Source organism: Streptomyces sp. NPDC127190 (assembly GCF_042672505.1).
Classification (GTDB): Bacteria; Actinomycetota; Actinomycetes; order Streptomycetales; family Streptomycetaceae; genus Streptomyces.
This window is the reverse complement of sequence record NZ_JBHXVE010000006.1, coordinates 42,812-59,293: the sequence shown is the minus strand read 5'-3', so window position 1 is coordinate 59,293 and position 16,482 is coordinate 42,812. Positions and strand designations below refer to the sequence as shown.

Sequence of the window (16,482 nt, the reverse complement as noted above, 5' to 3'; positions counted from 1 at the left end):
AGTCCCGCTCGCTCCCAATCGCTCGCACTGCAGTCGCAGCATGAACCGAACCGACACCTCCAGAGCAAGATCCGGACCATGTCCGGACCAGCTCCCGACCGAAGACTGCGCCAACTACCGTTTCGCCTGGTCAATGCAGGTGCAGCTGCTGTACCACAAGCAGACCAAGAATCTTCTGTGTTCCTACAGCCCGAAGAAACTCGGCTTCTTCTAGAGCCCGGAGGCACTCCGCACCAAGCGTGCTCACCGAACTCGGGACAGCTCACGCTCCCCCGCCTTCACTTCTCTGAACAGCCGCACATAGCGGGCCGTAAGCGCCGGCCACGCGTACCGTTGGACAGCGGTCTGACGGCCCGTCGCACCGAGGCGGTCTGCCAGGCGGCCGTCGCCCAAGAGGGACACCAGGGCGTCGGCGAGGGCGGCTGGGTCGCCCGGCGGGACCAGGAGACCGTTGGTGCCGGGGTCGATCACATGGGGGATGCCACCGACATCCGAGCCGACCACCGGAGTGCCGCAGGCCATGGCCTCGATCAGGACCATGCCGAAGGACTCGGCCTCGCTCCTGGACGGAAGGACGACGACGGCGGCCTGTTGCAGGGCCCCCACCAGGTCGTCCCCTGTGAACTGCCCGGGGGTGTGCACGCGGTCGGCGATACCGAGCCGTTCAGCGTGAGCGCGGTGGTCGGGGACGGCGTCGCCGCTGCCCACCAGGGTGAGGGTGACGTCGTCGGGGAGTTGTGCGGCGGCGTCGAGGAGGACGTCGACGCCCTTCCAGGACGAGGTGCGGTCCATGCGGCCCAGGTACACCACTGTGCGGGGGCGCCGGGACGGCGGCAGGGGGCCGGGGGTGAAACGGTCGGTGTCCACACCGGGGGTGATCTGCAAGGCGCCGGGGCGGCGGGCGGCCAAGGAGACCGGGGAGACGGCGACCAGCGCCCGAGCCCGGGCGAACACCCGCGGCAGCACATGACGTTCGTAGCAGCGGATGACCCGATCGGCTGCGGCCTCGCCCTTCAGCATCGAGCCGGCGTGATAGGTGACCACGGCGGGCCTTCGACCGCGCAGAGCGACCGCGAGGTCGGGCAGGCCGGGAACCGGCGCATGGGTGTTGATCACGTCGACCTGCATCCGCCGCAGCCAGCCACGCAGTTGGAACGGCCACAGGGGGTTGAGCGGGGTGTTGGACAGGCGGGCCCAGGTGCCGAGCCGGACGACAGGCACGCCGTCCTCCACGGTGACGCCGGTGCGCCGGTCCGCCGGGTTGGTGGTGATCACCACGGACCGCAGCGCAGGGTCCCCGGCGATCGCGGTGGCGACCCGCTCGGCGTAGTTCTGCACACCGCCGATCTCGGGCGGGTAGTAGGGGGCGACGACCGCGACCGTGCGGGGCCTGCGGCCCTCGAGCACTCGGGCGAAAACCTCGGCGGTGCGGGTCGCCTGCCTCCCCCAGCCCAGCGTGTTGCGGACGTGGGCCAGCCCCGCCGCGGCGAGCCGGTCGGCGAGGGCGTCATCGGTGAGCACCCGAGTCAGTGCGGAGCGCAGTCCGGTGCGGTCCCCCGGCGCGACGAGCAGACCGTTGTCCTCATGCCGGACGAGGCTCGGGATGCCGCCGACGCGGGTGGTGACGACGGGGCGACGGGCGGCCATCGCTTCCACCAGAACGCTGGGGAAGCTGTCGTAGGACGTGGGCAGAGCCAGGACCCGCGCGCGCCGATAGGCCGCGGCCAGGTCCGCCCCGTGTAACCGCCCGCTGAAGGTGACCGTGCCGCCGAGTCCGAGCCGGTCGGCGGTGCGCCGGTAGCTGCCCGCCGCCGTGCCGTCGCCGACGACCTCCAGCCGTACGGGACTCCCCTGCTTCTTCAACTCCGCGACGGCGGCGAGAAGTTCGGAGAGGCCCTTGTAGGCGGTGTGCTGCTCCAGTGAGCCGACGAAAAGCACCCCGGGCTCGGCCGGTACCGGACCTGGTGTGAACAGGTCCAGATCCGCGCCGGGCTGGATCGTTGTCGCGCGGCCCGCGAAGAGGCGGGCGAGGTCGGCCACCACGTAGTCGGACGAGCAGATGACCTCGCGGGCCCGTCGCGCGGTCCCGGCCAGCACGGTCCGTTCGTACGCGACCAGCACGGCGTCGGTCGTGGGCCTGCCCTTGCGCATACGCCCGGTGTGGTAGGTCAGGACGAACGGCCGGCCGGTGTCCCCGGCGGCCCGGGCCGCGGCGTCCGCGAACAGCGGCACCGGTGCGTGCCCGTTGACCAGGTCCACGCCCTCCCGTTCGATGATCCGCCGCAGCTGCCGCCGCCAGCCCGCGCCGACGGGCGTGCGCGACAGAATCACAGGGGCCTCCAGTCGGTACACGACGCAGCCGCCGGGCCCGTCCTCGGAGCGGCCCGGCCGACCGCCCATCGGCCCGCCCGTCGTCGCGATGACGACCCGGTACCCGTGATGGGCGCCCAGTTCGCGGGCGAGGTGCCAGACGTACTGCTCCACCCCGCCGAGGGACGGCGGCAGGTACGGCGTCGCCAGCAGCACCGTCGGTGTGGTGGGCGCGTGCGCGGTCACCGGGCCACCGCCGTGCGCAGTACGCCGACGAAGTCCCCGGCCTGCGCGGTGTAGGCGGGCAGAACCGCCCGCAGACGCTTGCTGTAGTCGTCGCCGGACAGCAGGAGCCGGTCGAGCAGGTCGGCGACGACCGCGCCCTGTGCGTCGGACATGCGCACCACCCACTCCTCCAGTCCGAGGTCCGCCATGATGCCGCGCGTCTTGTGGTCGTACTCGACAGCGGCGCACGGCACGCCCGACGTCAATCCGAAGATGACGGAGTGGAAGCGGGTGCCCAGGATGAAGTCGGCGGTGCCGTACAGGGCGTGCACGTCGTGGTGGTCGATTCCGGCGTCGTCCAGGACGTGCAGGGCCGGGTGCGGGCCCACGTGCGCGGCGATACGAGCGTTGACCGGCCTGTCGTCGTCGCCCTGGAAGGCGCAGGTGACCTGCGGGACGAGTACGACGTGACTGCCGTCGTCGAGAACCCGCCGCACGGCGCCCGCCATGGCCGCCTCGTAACGCTCCTGCTGACGGCCCGGCAGGTGTCGGCGCGCCGTGACCAGGACGAGCCGCGCATCCCCGGGCACGCCCAGCTCGGCCCGCCACGGCCGCCGGGACCGGCTGTGGAAGGCGAAGGCGCTGTCCACGCCGCGTCGGACGGTCGGCTCGGTGACCCCGGCCTCGGCCAGCCGGGCCACGCTGATGTCCTCTCGGGCCACGGCCGCTACGGCCCGGCCCACCACCCGCCGGACCATCCACCGCTGCCGTCGGCGCGGGAACGGCCCGAACGACTGCGGCCCGAGCACCGTGGGGACCCCCGCTCGCTGGGCGAGCCACAGCGGCAGCAGGAGGAAGGCGATGTTGAGGTCGGAGGGGAGGTCGGGGCGGGCGTTGAGGTGACCTCCGCCCACGGACAGCACGAGATCGGCGCTCATGACCGCCCGGATCTCGGTTCGCATCTCCTGTGGCAGCAGCACGGCAAGACCGGAGGCCAGCCGCCCGCCACCCGGTAGCGCGGCGACCGCACCCAGGCCCAGGACCGCTACCTTGCGTGCGACCCTCGCCGCACGTCCCGCGGTCTCCTCACCGACGTAGCGGCGCACCGAGCCGATGTTGCGCACGCCCTCGAACTCCGGCCATGTGGCGGGGTCCTCGAACGCCGCCACGAGCACATGGGCACCGGGAAAAGCCTCCTGCACCTGCTGGACGGCCACGCTCAGCAGAGCCGCGTCGCCACGATTCCCCCGGTCGAAAGCGTCCACTATGACGACCTTCATTCCCCGACCACCTCTTCGTAATGCCGTTCCAGCCCGTCGAGGAACACCTCGACGGTATAGCGATGCGCCCGTGCCGCCGACGCCGCGCCCATGCGGGCGAGCGTCTCGCCGTCGCCGAGCAGGCGGTCCAGTACGGCGGCGAGCGCGGCCGCGTCCCCGGCGGGGAACAGTGCCCCGTTGTCGTCCCCGACCAGTTCGGGAAGGCCGCCGACTCGAGAGGCGACCAGGGGGCGTCCGGTGCGCAGGGCCTCCAGGGCGACGGTGGGGAAGTTCTCCGGCCACACCGACGGCACCGCCACAACGGACGCCCCCACCAGATGCCGGGCCACGGCGTCGGCCGCCTGCCAGCCCGTGAAGGTGACGCGGGGACCGGCGAGTGCCTCCAATCGCGCTCGGTCGGGGCCGTCGCCGACGACGGTCAGCCGACCGCGGCCGAGCCGCGCGAAGGCCTCCAGCAGCACGTCGACGCCCTTGACGCGGTCCAGGCGCCCGACATACAGCACATGGTCAAGCTCGCGCAGCGGCTGTGCGACGACCGTGCCGGGGACCCCGTTGGGCAGCACGTGCACAGGGACGCGGGGGCCGACGTCGGGGCGAACGGCTGCGGCGAAGTACGCGCTGGGGGCCAGGACCCGGTCCAGGCGGCGCAGTCGTGGCAGGTACGCCGGACGCTGCACGTACCGCAGGTAGGCGTAGCGGGCGGTGTCGGCGGGCGAGAGCCGGCCGTCGGGGGCGCTGGGCAGGTTCCACCGCAGCAGGTCGCGGGTCCAGTCCTCCGGGCCGTGCACGGTGAGCACGCGCCGGGTGCGGGCGGTGGCGTCCAGGACGGCGGGGCTGAACTCGCCGATGGTGTGCAGATGGACACAGTCGGGCGCGAAGTCGCGTACGACGGCGCTCACCTGGCGGTGGGCGCGCTGGTAGAACAGCTTGCGGGCGAAACGGCGTGGCGCGGTGCCGGTAATGGCCGGCACGAGGTGGTCCGCGAACACCTCACGGTCCTCGGCGAGCAGGTCGGTGGCGACGACGTGGACGCGGTGGCCGCGCGCGCCGAGGCCGTCGGCGATGAGGCGGACGCTCTTCTCGGCGCCCCCCGCCTCGTGGCCGATGTTGACGATCTGAAGGATCTTCATGCGGTGCTCCGTTCCTTCCCGGTGCGCCGGTGCCGTCCGGTGTGCAGTGCGCGCCTGCGGGTCAGCAGAGCGACGCCCGCCGCGGCTCCGGAGGCGAGGTTGCCGACGCCCCAGGCGACTCCGGCCCACGGCAGGCCCTCGTGCAGCCGGGTCAGGGCGACCGCGAGGACGACGGCGACGAGGACCACGTTGGACACGACCATGGCGACGAGTTGCCGGGTCAGTTTCAGCAGGAAGCTGACCCAGGTGTTGAAGGCGACGGCGAGGGAGCCGAGCGTGAAGACCGTCAGCGTGGTGGTGCCGTGGGCCTCGTACGCGGATCCGAAGACGTGCAGGACGGGCCGGGCCAGGACGGTCACCAGTGCCACGGCGGGGACGGTGGCCAGGGCGATGGCCTTGCCCGAGCGGACGGCGACCGGGCCCAGGGCGACGCCGTGCTGGGAGCCCTCGGCGAACAGAGCCTCGCCGATGGCGTAGGAGGCCGAGTTGACCAGGTTGGCGATCTGGAAGGCGACGAAGTAGGTGGCGGCGGGGACCGGTCCGAGGGTCTGGAGGACGACGATCGGCAGCACGATCTGCGGGATCAGGTTGAGGCTGCCGGACAGGTAGTTGCCGAGCGAGTAGCCGAGGGTGGCGCGGAAGGCGCGCCAGGAGAACCTCGGCCGGACCTTCAGGCGCAGGCCGCGGCGGATGGCGAGCACACTGGCCGCGGCGGCGACCGTGGAGGCAACGGAGCTGGCGGCGAAGATCCCGAAGGGGCCCGCGGAGACGAACAGCACCGGCAGGGCGAGCTTGACCAGACTCATCAGCACGCCGTTGACGGCCAGGTTGACGCGGGACGCGCGAAAGGCGACGAAGACGGAGTCGGTGAGCAGGTTGACGGCCGCGCCGGCGGCGAGCACGACGAAGCCTGCCGCGTACCAGAACGAGGCGTGCAGGAAGCCGAGTTCGGGCGCCACCCACGGCACCAGCAGCACGAAACCGCCGGAGATGGCGCAGGAGCATACGACGACGGTGCTGAGCGCGGTGCTGACCTCTTCCACCCGCCGGTCGCTGGTCGGCAGGTGCCGGACCAGAGTCGAGCTGAGCCCGAACAGGCTGAAGTACGACAACAGGGACAGGCTCGACAGCAGCGACGAGGCGCGGCCCACGTCGGCGGCCGGGTAGAGACGGGCGACCAGGATCCAGAAGACGAATCCGGCACCCGCGCCCAGTGCGGTCGTGGCCATGAGGAAGAGGGAGTTGGCGATCAGTGGGTCGCGCACCATGGCCCGGGCGCGGGCGAGGCGGGCCACGACCTGCTGGGGCGGGGCAGGGCGGGCGGTCAGACTCATACGGGCTCTCCTGCCGGGCGGTCGAGCCGGGCCTGCGCCCGGGCGAGCAGCAGGGTCACCGCCGTCACGGCGAACGTCCACGACGCGGTCTGCCCCTCCCGGGGCACGTCGGCGAAGTGGGTGAGCGGGCGGGCGAGAGTCTCGGGGTGGGTGAGGGAGTTAACGCACAGGTACGCCCACATGAGCAGGCCGTAGACCGTGCCGGTGCGCAGGAGTGCCGCCCGAAGGCCACGCCGGGGGCCGGTCCGCAGCCACCAGCGTCCGGTGGTCGTGTGGAGCAGCGTCGCCGACAGCGCGGACAGCGCGAAGCAGGCGGCGCCGAACGTGTCGCGCCGCACCGGCACCAGCGAGCTGATCGGCACGGTCAGATCGGACGGCCGTACGGCGGCGACGGCGGCGACGTACAGCCAGCCCAGCAGCCCGTGGACGAGCGCGGTCTCCAGCGCCGCCCGGCTCACCCGCCGCACGCCGCCGCCTCCCGGGTCGGCGATCCGTCGGCGCCCATGTAGTGGGCGCGGAGCCGGACGGTGTGCTCCGGCCAGGCGAAGCCCTCCGTGGCACAGGTACGGGAGTAGCGGCCCATGGCAGCGCGCAGCTCCTCGTCCCCGGTCAGCTCCGACAGGGCGGAACGCAGCGCGGGCACCTCCCGCGGCAGCAGCCGGACCCGGGTGCGGTCCAGGCCGTAAGGAGCGTATCCGGGGTCGTCGGTGGTGACGACAGGCAGGCCGGAGGCCATCGCCTCCTGGACGGTGAGCGGGAATCCCTCGGCGGCGGACGGCAGCGCGAAGACATCCGCCGCGCGATACAGCTCGGCCAGCTGTTCCGGCGGCAGGGCGCCGAGGTGGTGTACGCCGGGCCGGTCGCTGGTGGAGACGCTGCCGTCGCCGGCGAAGACCAGGTCGTAGGCGGGGTCGGCGGCGGCCAACAGCAGGTCGTAGCCCTTCTTGGGCACCAGCCGGCCGACGAACAGCACCAGGACACGGTCCTGGGGCAGGCCGAAGCGCAGTCGGGCGGCCCGGCGTTCCTGGTCCGAGGCGGGCGGCCGGAACGTGTCGGTGTCGACTCCGTTGGCGAGGAGACGAACGGTCGAGGGGCGTGCGCCGTGGTCGGTGACGAATTCGGCGACTCGGTCGTTGACGACCAGCACCCGCCGCGCCCGCCGCAGCAGGCCCCGTCCGGCCAGCCGGTACACGCCGTGCTGCACGGCGCGCACGACGCGGGAAGGGTGTTCGACCACCGCGACATGCTGGGTGAGCACATGAGGAGTGCGGGTCAGCCCCGCCGCCAGGCCCGCCGCCCACGAGGTCACGTACAGGCAGTCGTGCACGTGGACGACGTCGGCCCAGCCGGCCCAGCGCACGGCGGTCGGCCACACCCGCGGCGACAGCAGAGGGAACGGCACGCCGGCCCGCGTCTCCAGGAGGTTCCAGGCGGCGATGCGCACCACCCGCACCCCGTCGTCGTCCTCGGTGACGGTCCTGGCACCGCTGGTCAGCACCGTCACCTCGACGCCGGCCCGGCGCAGGTGACCGGCCTCGTTGCGGACGACGTTCTCGATGCCGCCGATGTGCGGCGGATAGTAGTGGCTGACGAGCAGCACGCGCTTCATCGGTAGATCTCCGCTCCCCCGTTGCTGTACAGCTTGTTCTTGGTGACGTCCAGCAGCCCGATCGGATAGCGGTACGTCACCAGGTCCCCGCGGTAGAACGTGGTGGCCTGGTCCTTGGTCACCGTGGTCGTGCCGAGGAAGACATAGGTGCGCGAGCCCACCAGCACCGGGAAGATGTCGTTCTGCGCGCGGCCCCGGATCAGCGACTGGAGACGGCTGAAGGTGTAGCGGTCGGTCTGCACCTCGGACTGGACGTCGGCCCGCTGTGCCTCGGTGGCGCGGGACTGCACCCAGCGGATGGCGGTGCGCTCCTCGGGGTGGACGTAGTAGATGTCGTAGTACTGCCCGGAGTCGGCCAGGTGCAGTTGCGCCGGGTAGCCGCCCAGCACCTTGGGTACGACCCCGGTCAGGTCCAGCAGCAGGCCGAGAGCCAGTACACAGGCAGCCGGAACCGCCCATCGACGCGCCCAGCGGAACAGCCACAGCGAGGCGCCGGCGACGAAGGGCGCGAAGAAGAACAGACCCTGCTGGAAGGCGCGCAGCACCCCGTAGTCGACGGAGAGCTGGGGCAGCGCCGTCAGCAGGGCGATGACGCCGAGCATGCCCAGGGACAGCGTGATCTGGTCACGGCTCGGCCGGAAGCCGGGCCGGGCACGCAGGCGTCCGGTGCGCCGGGGCCACAGGACCAGGGCGAGACCGACCAGCAGCAGTACCTGGAGCAGGGCGGCGGCGCAGGCGCGCAGCAGACCGTTGGCCGCCGCCACGTCGACGCCGGCGGCCCGCAGGGCACGTCCGACAGCGGTCAGGGGAAGCCTCGCCTGCTCGGAGACGACGGGGACGGCATACCGGTCGATGGTCTTCAGGGGCAGGTAGACGCCCTGCTCCCGACCGCTCTCGGTCTGCCGCACGACGTCGGCCCGGTAGTCGACGAGCCGCTGCTCGGCACTGACCGACGCGCCGCTGAACAGGCTGTAGGACACGTCCGAGGACGCGGTGTCGGTACGCTGTCCGGTCAGCTCCCGCGCGGTCAGCGACAGGGTGCTGTGCAGCTGCCCGGTCGTATGCGTGACGGGTCCTGACCACACCAACGCCGCCGCGGCGGTGGCGGCCACCATCCACCACGTCAGGAATCCGCGCCCGGCCGGCCGCCGACGGCGCAGTCGGGTGAGGAGCCGCCAGGCCAGATCGGCGGCGAGCGCCAGGGCCAGGACGGCGACCAGGACGTAGGTGGTGGAGTAGTGCGACAGCACGATGCCGACCACCAGCACCGTGAAGAGGGCACGACGTCGCGCGAACGGCCGGGCGGTGTCGGTGACCACGACCGTCGCGCAGCCCATGAGGAAGAACGCGACCTCCTGCCGGCCCAGGAAGGTCATGTCCGTGAAGAAGGTCGGGAACATCATCAGGTACACCGCGGACAGCAGCGCGACGATCTGCGGCGCCGTGTTCCGCACGGACCGGTACACCAGTACGGGTGTCAGCGCGAACAGCAGCGGCAGCAGCACCTTGAAGACGTAGGTGCCCTCTACGCCGGTCAGCCTGGTGAGCGCGGCCGGCAGCAGGGTGATGCTCAGGCAGGCGTTGTACGGGTCGCGGAAGGTGCCGATGTTCCAGCGCCCGGCGTCGGCGGCCAGCCGGAAGACCTCGTACTCGCGCTGGATGTCGTGCCCGGTGATGTACCAGCCGCGCAGACTGGTCAGCAGCAGGATTCCGGCGGCCGCGCACCACAGGCCCAGCTCCAGAACGCCGGTCGTGTACCGGCCTCGCCGCGCGATGAGCAGCGCCAGCAGCGCGGTGACCACGACCAGCGCGGTGACGGCGACGCCGCCACCCAGGCCGTTGTTGAGGCGGACGGGACCGGCGACGCACAGCGCCAGGACGAGCGCGCCCAGGCCGCCGACAGGGGCCAGCCCCACCGGTCGGGAGACCGGCGGGCGGTCGCCGCGCAGGGGCGCCCCGGGCAGCAGTGAGCGCCATCCGACGGAGGCGCGCCACGCCGACACCCCTGCGAGCGTCACCACGTACAGCGCCGCCGCCAGGACCAGCGGCACCCGTTCCAAGGGCCGGTCCTCGCCGAGAACGGGCAGCAGCGTGTTGAGCGCCAGCAGGAGCGCAAGGGCTCCGACGACGCTCAGACCCAGTCCGACGAGCACGCGGCCGTCCCGGGTCGACAGCGCCCGCTCGGTGAGCGCGGTGAACAGCAGGGTGGGTGCTCCCAGCAGCAGCCACAGCCCCGCAGGGACCAGCAACACGACCGGGGTGCCCGGCACGCATTCCAGCAGGGCCGCCACCAAGGCCGTGGTGACGGACCAGGAGCGTATGTTCACGACAGCACCTCGGTGTAGATGTCCTCGACCTGGCGGACGACCGCGTCCCACCGGTGGCGCCGGGCGGCCTCTGCGCTGCGCCGCCCGAGGTCCGCCCGGAGCCCGAGGTCGGCGGCGATCGCGTCGATGGCCTCGGCGAGCCGGGCCGGGTCGGGCTCTGCCAACAGGCCGACGCCGTCGAGGAGTTCGATGGTGCCGGGAACGCGCGTGGCGATCACCGGCAGGGCGGCGGCCATGGCCTCCAGGGCGACGAGCGGCATCCCCTCCTTGTCGGACGGCAGCACGAACGCCTCGGCATCGGCATAGGCGCGCACCAGGTCCGCGCCCAGGGCCGGCCCGTCGAAGCGGACGTTCTTCAGACCCAACCGGTCGGCATGGGCCGTGAGTTCGGCACGGTCCTCGCCGTCGCCCACGATGCGCAGCCGCACCGGCCGCGTCACCAGGGCCATGGACTCCAGCAGCCGGTCGACGCGCTTCTGGGAGCTGAGCCGGCCGACGTAGAGCAGATCGAGGGTGCCTTCGGCGGGCTCGCGTACGGGCATGAAGTACTGGGCGCCGACCCCGTTGGGAACGACGAATATGCGCTCGGCGGGCACCCGGTAGGTGGCAGTGACGAAGTCGGCCTGGGCCGGGGTGAGCACCAGCACGGCGGCGGCGGCGCGCAGCACCCGCCCGAAGACGTGCCGCTTGTAGGCGGGGAGCAACCAGCCCAGCCGACCGGAGGCGTCGACGTCCAGGTGGAAGTGGAGCACGAACCGCTGTCCGCGCAGCCGGGCCAGCAGGGCGACCATCTCCGGCAGCAGTGCGTGCGCGGAGTGCAGGTGCAGCACCGAACGGCGCGGGCTGCGCAGCAGAGTCCGGGCCATGCCGGGAGCGATCGGCGTGTGGGCGACCTCGAGCGACCGATGGCGTACGACGCCGACCCCACCCTCCCGGCTCAGGCGCGGGGCGCCCTCGGAGCCGATGGTGGTCGTGACCACGCGCACGTCGTGCCGCTCGGCGAGGCCCGCGGCGAGGCTCTCCACGACCCGTTCGAGTCCACCCAGGTGAGGCGGGTAGTAGGGGGTGATCTGTAGCACCGTGCTCATGCGACACCTGCCCCGGTCAGCGCTCCGTTGGTGACATAGCGAACGTCCGACCGGCCGCCGATGTGGTCCAGCACCCGCTCGAGCCGGGCCCAGTCGCCTCGCGCCTCGACCTCCCAGCTGTGCCCCCACAGATGGTAGACACCGCCTCGCTCCAGGCACAGGTCGAACCAGTGGATCGCCAACTCGTCCCAGTGCAGGTACAACTGGGCCGCGCGGCCGGGTCTGCCGCCGGCGAGACGCAGGGCGAGCGGGACGTCGACCCGGTGGGCGTAGGCATTGACCGTCGTGGTCATCTCCAGCAGCGGACCCGTGGCCAGGGAACTGCGCCGCACGGTGCGGGCGAGGTGGAAGCCGGCATCGGCGACGTGCCGTACGTGCACCGGACGGTACTCGCCGCGCGGGTAGCAGAAGCTGACGACGGGGCCCCCGAGTATGCCCTCCAACTCGGCCTTCCCTGCGCTGATCTCCTCGCGAGCCGCTGCCTCTTCGATCAGCGGCAGCCTCAGGTGGCTGAGGGTGTGCCCGCCGATCTCGACGCCGTCGCGCGCGGCCAACTCCCGTATGCCTTCGGCGGGGAGCCGGTCGGCGGGAGCGAACTCGATATTGCGGGGCGCGATGTAGAACGTTCCCGGTATTCCGTACCGGGCCAGCAGGTCCGCCAGGCGCGGGTCGAGCCGGTGTCCGTCGTCCCAGCTCGTGGTGACCACCATCTGGCGCTGCGTCACGAGGTGCCCTCCGGTGTGTCGTCCAGGGTGTAGTGAAGCGTCTGAGGCTGCCCCAGGAGGGCGACGTGCACCACGGTGCGCGCCGCCGCGCCGTGCCCCGCGCGGGGGTACGGCAGCCGGACTGTCGTCCGCAGCGGCACCTCGGGGCGCGAGGTGAGGCCGACTGTGCGGGAGATCTCGGTACGGCCGGACGCCGTGGCCAGCCATACGCGCAGCCGGTACGTCCGCGGGGCGGCTCCGTGCGCGACCACGGTGACCGGCACCACGGCCGTGCCGTGCACGACGTCCGGGGTGCCGTCGAAGTACAACTCCGTGTAGGTGCTGGGCAGGCGGGTGAACGAGGCGCGCAGCTCATGTCGCACCCACGGCACGGTGCACGCGGCCGTCACCAGCACGAACAGGGCAGCTATGGCAGCGACGGCGCGGTTCCGGCGCCCTCGCGCGGCACGCGTCCGCCGACGGCGGCGGTGCCCCGCGGGGGGCACCGCCGACCGCCGGACGGGCGCGTCGACCAGTCGGCTCATGCGATGGTCCCGAGTCCCTCCACGCCGGAGGGCTGCGGGGGCAGGGAGACGGTCGGCACGACAAGGGATCTGCGGAAGCGGTGGTGGAACAACTGGCGCAGGTTGGCCATGCCGTCCGGCAGTGCGTTGAGCTTCACCTCGCCGCCCCGCTTCCGGTATTCGATCGGCACCTCCAGGGTGCGGTAGCCGGCCAGCGTGGCGGCGTTCTTTATCTCCTGCGAGAAGGCCATACCGGTGGACCGCACGTCGATGCCCTGCCACACGTGACGCCGGAAGACCCACATGCCCGACTGCGAATCGCGCAGCCCGTTGCGGAACAGCATGCGGCTCACCCCGCTGAGGGCGCGGTTGGCGATGGTGTGCGAGCGCTTCATCGCCGCGGCGTTCTCCCGGCCCAGCCGGTTGGTGGTCATGAACTCGATGTCGTGCTCCTCCAGCGTCGCCAGCAGCTCCGGCAGTGCGTCGAACGGGTACGTGCGGTCCGCGTCTCCGGTGGCGATGACGTCGCCGGCCGCCGCGTGGAACCCCGCGTGGTACGCGTTCCCATAGCCCCGGGCCGGCTGATGCACCACTCGGGCGCCCAGCTCGCGTGCCACGTCGCCGGTGCCGTCGGTCGACGCGTTGTCGACCACGACGACCTCTGTGCTCCAGCCGGCTGCGGCGAGTTCGGCGACCGGGACGGTCTCCATCACCGCAGGCAGATTGGCCGCCTCGTTGAGTGCGGGTATGACAATGGACAACGCCTTCATGAAAGCCCCCCTAGGCATAGAAGAACGGAGTCTGCGGGCAGCCTGAACAAGCCCGTCGCCGCAGGACGGAATGCCGTTTCCGGGCAACCCGAAAATGGCGTCGTCGAGCGTGCGGACTCTGCCGCGCGGATATGGGTGCTCCCCAGCACCCGGAATGTCAGAAAGAATTCAGTGAAGCCGACCACATCGCCTGAATCGATGCGGACGCCGTCTCAGCCGAGCCGCGCTGAACGCGGGCCGGATGCCAGCGACTTGATGTCCCCCTCTCGGCGCTCCGGCATCCCCTCATCGCCGAAACGGAAGGTGACCATATCAATGTGCAGGGGGGAGGGAAGATGTGTGACCAAGATGTGAATACGGTGCCCGGTGGCCGGTTACGTCGTGCCGCAGGCACCCGCCCCGTCGAACGCCCCACGGGCGCAACCGGAACGAACACACCCCGCGTGTCGGCACGCGTCACGTTGTCGCAGGTCGGGTTCCAATTCCCAAGGTGACATCAGAACCCGCCACCACTCGTGGTCCATACCAGTTCAGGGTGAGGTAGGCCATGGCAACCCCGACGACGGACGCGTCGGATCGGCTCCGCCGATTACTTGAATTTTACATAGCTCTGGCCAGGGATTACGCCCAGCGCAACCGGTGATGTCACGTCAGCTTGATGGGAACGTCACCTTCCAACCGCCGCGCGAGCCACGCTTCTTACGGTTGCGGTAGCGCAGACCTTCTCCGGCCGGGTGCGCGGCCGGCCCAGGCCGAGGCGGGGCGCCCGGATGGCTTCCAGGACTGCGGGTAGTCGTGCCGCTGAATCTCAGGCGCCGCGACGCACCCGGGCCGACTTGCGGGCCTCCGCGAGCTTGCGGGCCTCGGTGCTCTTCCGGGACGACCTGCTGCCGGAGCCGCCCTTCGTGTCCTTGGTGCTGCCCAGTCCGCGGAAGGGGGCGTTGTGGTTCTTGGGGCGCGGTACGGCCGGGCCGCCGTCGAGAGGAATTCCGGAGGGGGCCCTGGCGCCGGTGATCCGGCTCAGTTCCGCCTCGCCGGACCGCACTTTCGTGACCTTGGGATCGACGGCGGCGTCCGCCATGACCTGGCTCGTCTCCCGGCGCTGTCCCGACAGGACGAGTGTCACGACGGTGCCGGAGCGGCCTGCACGGGCCGTGCGGCCGGCGCGGTGCAGATATTCCTTCGGGTCGGTGGCCGGGTCGACGTTGACCACGAGGTCGAGGTCGTCGACGTGCAGGCCGCGTGCGGCGACGTTCGTCGCCACCAGCGCGGTGACCTGCCCGTCCTTGAACTGGGCCAGGGTCCGGGTGCGCTGCGGCTGGGCCTTCCCGCTGTGCAGGGCTGCGGCGGCCACGCCGCTGGCCCGCAGGTGCCGCGTGAGCTGGTCGACGCCGTGCTTGGTGTCCAGGAACAGCAGGACGCGGCCGTCCCGAGCGGCGATCTCCGTGACCACGGCGTACCGGTCCGGGCCGTGCACGACGAAGACGTGGTGCTCGATCGCGGCGACCGCGCTGGACGAAGGGTCCACGGAGTGGACGGCGGGGTCGCGCAGGTAGCGCTGCACCAGCTGGTCGACGTCGCGGTCGAGGGTGGCGGAGAACAGCATCCGCTGCCCGTCGGGACGCACCTGGTCCAGGATCTCGGTGACCTGCGGCAGGAACCCCATGTCACACATCTGGTCGGCCTCGTCCAGGACCGTGATGCGCACCCGTCCCAGCCGGCAGCCCTTGCTCCCGACGAGGTCGTGCAGCCGGCCGGGCGTGGCGACGACGATCTCGGCGCCGTCCCGCAGCGCGGCGGCCTGCCGTCCGATGGACACACCGCCCACCACGGTCGCAAGCCGCAGCCGCAGCGCCTCGGCGTACGGGGTGAGCGCCGCACCGACCTGCTGCGCCAGTTCCCTGGTGGGCACCAGAACGAGCGCCAGCGGCTCTTTCGGCTGCGCCCGCCGCCCGGCCGTCCGGGCGAGCATCCCCAGGCCGAAGGCGAGCGTCTTGCCGGATCCTGTGCGGCCCCGGCCCAGGACGTCGCGTCCCGCGAGCGCGTTCGGCAGCGCCGCCGCCTGGATGGGGAACGGCACGGTCACACCGTGCTCGTCGAGCGCCCGCAGAATCTCGGCCGGCAATCCCAGCTCCGCGAAGGACACCGCCGTACGCGCTGCCGAAGTGGCGCTCGTCACCTCGGACACATCGTTCTGGTGCCGGGCATCGGCGCGTGCTGATTCGCTCACAGAGAGCCTTCCTCCGAAGGGACCGTACCGGGGAAGGCGCGGCAGGGACGCGGCCACCAGCCAGAGCCACCCCGAACGGAGCACCGGCACAGCGACGCCGCAAACGCGCAACGCTAGCACAGGTCACACCGCCCGGGCCTCCCGGCCACCAGGACCCGGACCGGGAGCGGACCGGCTTCGCGCACCCTGGCCCTGGCGCTCACGGTGGACCGAAACGGTCTGGGCGCGGGCGCATGGCTGTACTGCCTGTTTCCGGCACGCGGGGGTGACCGTGCCGACCGCGGTCACGGCGTGGAGCGGGACGCCCTGTCCGTGAGGTGCCGGCTGATCAGGGTGTGTGCGAGCCGTGCCGTGTCCATCAGATCCGCCCGGGACGCGCCGAGGTTGGCTCGTACGGACAGGCCGTGCCAGAGGGTCTGGACGAGGCCGGTCAGTACGGCCGGGTCGGTTCCGGCGGCCAGTTCGCCTTCCTGGAGCGCTCGTTCGAAGCGCCGCAGGAGCGCCTGCTCGTTCGCGCGGTGGAGTTCGGTGACGTAGGCGCTGATGTCGAGCGTGCTCGTGCTGTCGGTCATCACGGCACTGGTGACGAGGCATCCGGGGTGCGTGTCGCCGGGCTGCGTGAACTCGTCGACCGAGCCGGTCAGGACGCGGTCGACGACGGTCCTGATGTCCGGCTCGGCCACGGCCTGCCGGTAGATCTCGCTGTACCGCCCGGCATAGGTCCGCACCGATTCCTCGAACAGGCCGGCCTTGCTGCCGAAGGCGGCGTAGAGGCTGGAGGTGGAGAGCCCGAGGGCCGCGGTCAGCGCGCGCGTCGAGGTGCCGGAGTAGCCCCGGTGCCAGAACAGGCGGGCGGCCTCGAGGATCACGCGGTCGCGGTCGAAGGCGCGTGGTCGTCCACGGGTGCGTTCGGTCACCCTTGCATCTTAGAGCGTTCGCTCCATAATGACT

The 16,482-nt window shown here is 71.7% G+C and carries 13 protein-coding genes; all 13 read right to left on the bottom strand.

Annotated features, from left to right (window positions below):
* Positions 1-243: 243 nt before the first annotated feature.
* The 13 genes from ACFVIU_RS12225 to ACFVIU_RS12165 all read right to left on the bottom strand — a co-directional run bounded on the left by ACFVIU_RS12225 (position 244) and on the right by ACFVIU_RS12165 (position 16,448).
* Complete coding sequence (locus ACFVIU_RS12225; RefSeq protein WP_385842270.1) at positions 244-2,556, bottom strand: glycosyltransferase family 4 protein; 2,313 nt, start codon at positions 2,554-2,556, stop codon at positions 244-246.
* Positions 2,553-3,815: a polysaccharide pyruvyl transferase family protein gene (locus tag ACFVIU_RS12220; protein ID WP_385842269.1), complete on the bottom strand. Its 1,263-nt coding sequence runs from the start codon at positions 3,813-3,815 to the stop codon at positions 2,553-2,555. Before ACFVIU_RS12220 ends, ACFVIU_RS12225 begins: the two co-directional genes overlap by 4 nt.
* Positions 3,812-4,945, bottom strand: a complete 1,134-nt coding sequence (locus ACFVIU_RS12215; protein WP_385842268.1) for a glycosyltransferase family 4 protein — start codon at positions 4,943-4,945, stop codon at positions 3,812-3,814. Before ACFVIU_RS12215 ends, ACFVIU_RS12220 begins: the two co-directional genes overlap by 4 nt.
* Positions 4,942-6,279 carry a lipopolysaccharide biosynthesis protein gene (locus ACFVIU_RS12210; RefSeq protein ID WP_385842266.1) on the bottom strand — a complete coding sequence of 446 codons (1,338 nt, stop codon included), beginning with the start codon at positions 6,277-6,279 and terminating at the stop codon, positions 4,942-4,944. Before ACFVIU_RS12210 ends, ACFVIU_RS12215 begins: the two co-directional genes overlap by 4 nt.
* Positions 6,276-6,746, bottom strand: a complete 471-nt coding sequence (locus tag ACFVIU_RS12205; protein ID WP_385842265.1) for a hypothetical protein — start codon at positions 6,744-6,746, stop codon at positions 6,276-6,278. Before ACFVIU_RS12205 ends, ACFVIU_RS12210 begins: the two co-directional genes overlap by 4 nt.
* Positions 6,734-7,888: a glycosyltransferase family 4 protein gene (locus ACFVIU_RS12200; protein ID WP_385842264.1), complete on the bottom strand. Its 1,155-nt coding sequence runs from the start codon at positions 7,886-7,888 to the stop codon at positions 6,734-6,736. The genes ACFVIU_RS12205 and ACFVIU_RS12200 overlap by 13 nt, the downstream gene beginning before the upstream one ends.
* The gene (locus tag ACFVIU_RS12195) at positions 7,885-10,215 is read right to left on the bottom strand and encodes a hypothetical protein (protein ID WP_385842263.1); all 2,331 of its coding nucleotides are present in this window, start codon (positions 10,213-10,215) and stop codon (positions 7,885-7,887) included. Before ACFVIU_RS12195 ends, ACFVIU_RS12200 begins: the two co-directional genes overlap by 4 nt.
* Positions 10,212-11,303 carry a glycosyltransferase family 4 protein gene (locus ACFVIU_RS12190; protein WP_385842261.1) on the bottom strand — a complete coding sequence of 364 codons (1,092 nt, stop codon included), beginning with the start codon at positions 11,301-11,303 and terminating at the stop codon, positions 10,212-10,214. The genes ACFVIU_RS12195 and ACFVIU_RS12190 overlap by 4 nt, the downstream gene beginning before the upstream one ends.
* Entirely contained in the window at positions 11,300-12,028 is a 729-nt protein-coding gene (locus ACFVIU_RS12185; protein WP_385842260.1) for a polysaccharide deacetylase family protein, read from the bottom strand. The genes ACFVIU_RS12190 and ACFVIU_RS12185 overlap by 4 nt, the downstream gene beginning before the upstream one ends.
* Complete coding sequence (locus ACFVIU_RS12180) at positions 12,025-12,390, bottom strand: hypothetical protein (protein WP_385842258.1); 366 nt, start codon at positions 12,388-12,390, stop codon at positions 12,025-12,027. The genes ACFVIU_RS12185 and ACFVIU_RS12180 overlap by 4 nt, the downstream gene beginning before the upstream one ends.
* A gap of 158 nt (positions 12,391-12,548) precedes the next feature.
* Positions 12,549-13,301: a glycosyltransferase family 2 protein gene (locus ACFVIU_RS12175; RefSeq protein ID WP_385842257.1), complete on the bottom strand. Its 753-nt coding sequence runs from the start codon at positions 13,299-13,301 to the stop codon at positions 12,549-12,551.
* Positions 13,302-14,109: 808 nt separating this feature from the next.
* Complete coding sequence (locus tag ACFVIU_RS12170; RefSeq protein WP_385842256.1) at positions 14,110-15,531, bottom strand: DEAD/DEAH box helicase; 1,422 nt, start codon at positions 15,529-15,531, stop codon at positions 14,110-14,112.
* A gap of 284 nt (positions 15,532-15,815) precedes the next feature.
* A complete protein-coding gene (locus ACFVIU_RS12165) occupies positions 15,816-16,448 on the bottom strand; it encodes a TetR/AcrR family transcriptional regulator (RefSeq protein WP_385842254.1) in 633 nt (210 codons plus the stop codon).
* Between the last annotated feature and the right edge of the window lie 34 nt (positions 16,449-16,482).

Excerpts from the sequence above, each read along its gene's own strand:
- ACFVIU_RS12210 (WP_385842266.1), bottom strand. The coding sequence starts at position 6,279 with ATGAGTCTGACCGCCCGCCCTGCCCCGCCCCAGCAGGTCGTGGCCCGC.
- ACFVIU_RS12200 (WP_385842264.1), bottom strand. The coding sequence starts at position 7,888 with ATGAAGCGCGTGCTGCTCGTCAGCCACTACTATCCGCCGCACATCGGC.
- ACFVIU_RS12175 (WP_385842257.1), bottom strand. The coding sequence starts at position 13,301 with ATGAAGGCGTTGTCCATTGTCATACCCGCACTCAACGAGGCGGCCAAT.
- ACFVIU_RS12215 (WP_385842268.1), bottom strand. The coding sequence starts at position 4,945 with ATGAAGATCCTTCAGATCGTCAACATCGGCCACGAGGCGGGGGGCGCC.
- ACFVIU_RS12220 (WP_385842269.1), bottom strand. The coding sequence starts at position 3,815 with ATGAAGGTCGTCATAGTGGACGCTTTCGACCGGGGGAATCGTGGCGAC.
- ACFVIU_RS12190 (WP_385842261.1), bottom strand. The coding sequence starts at position 11,303 with ATGAGCACGGTGCTACAGATCACCCCCTACTACCCGCCTCACCTGGGT.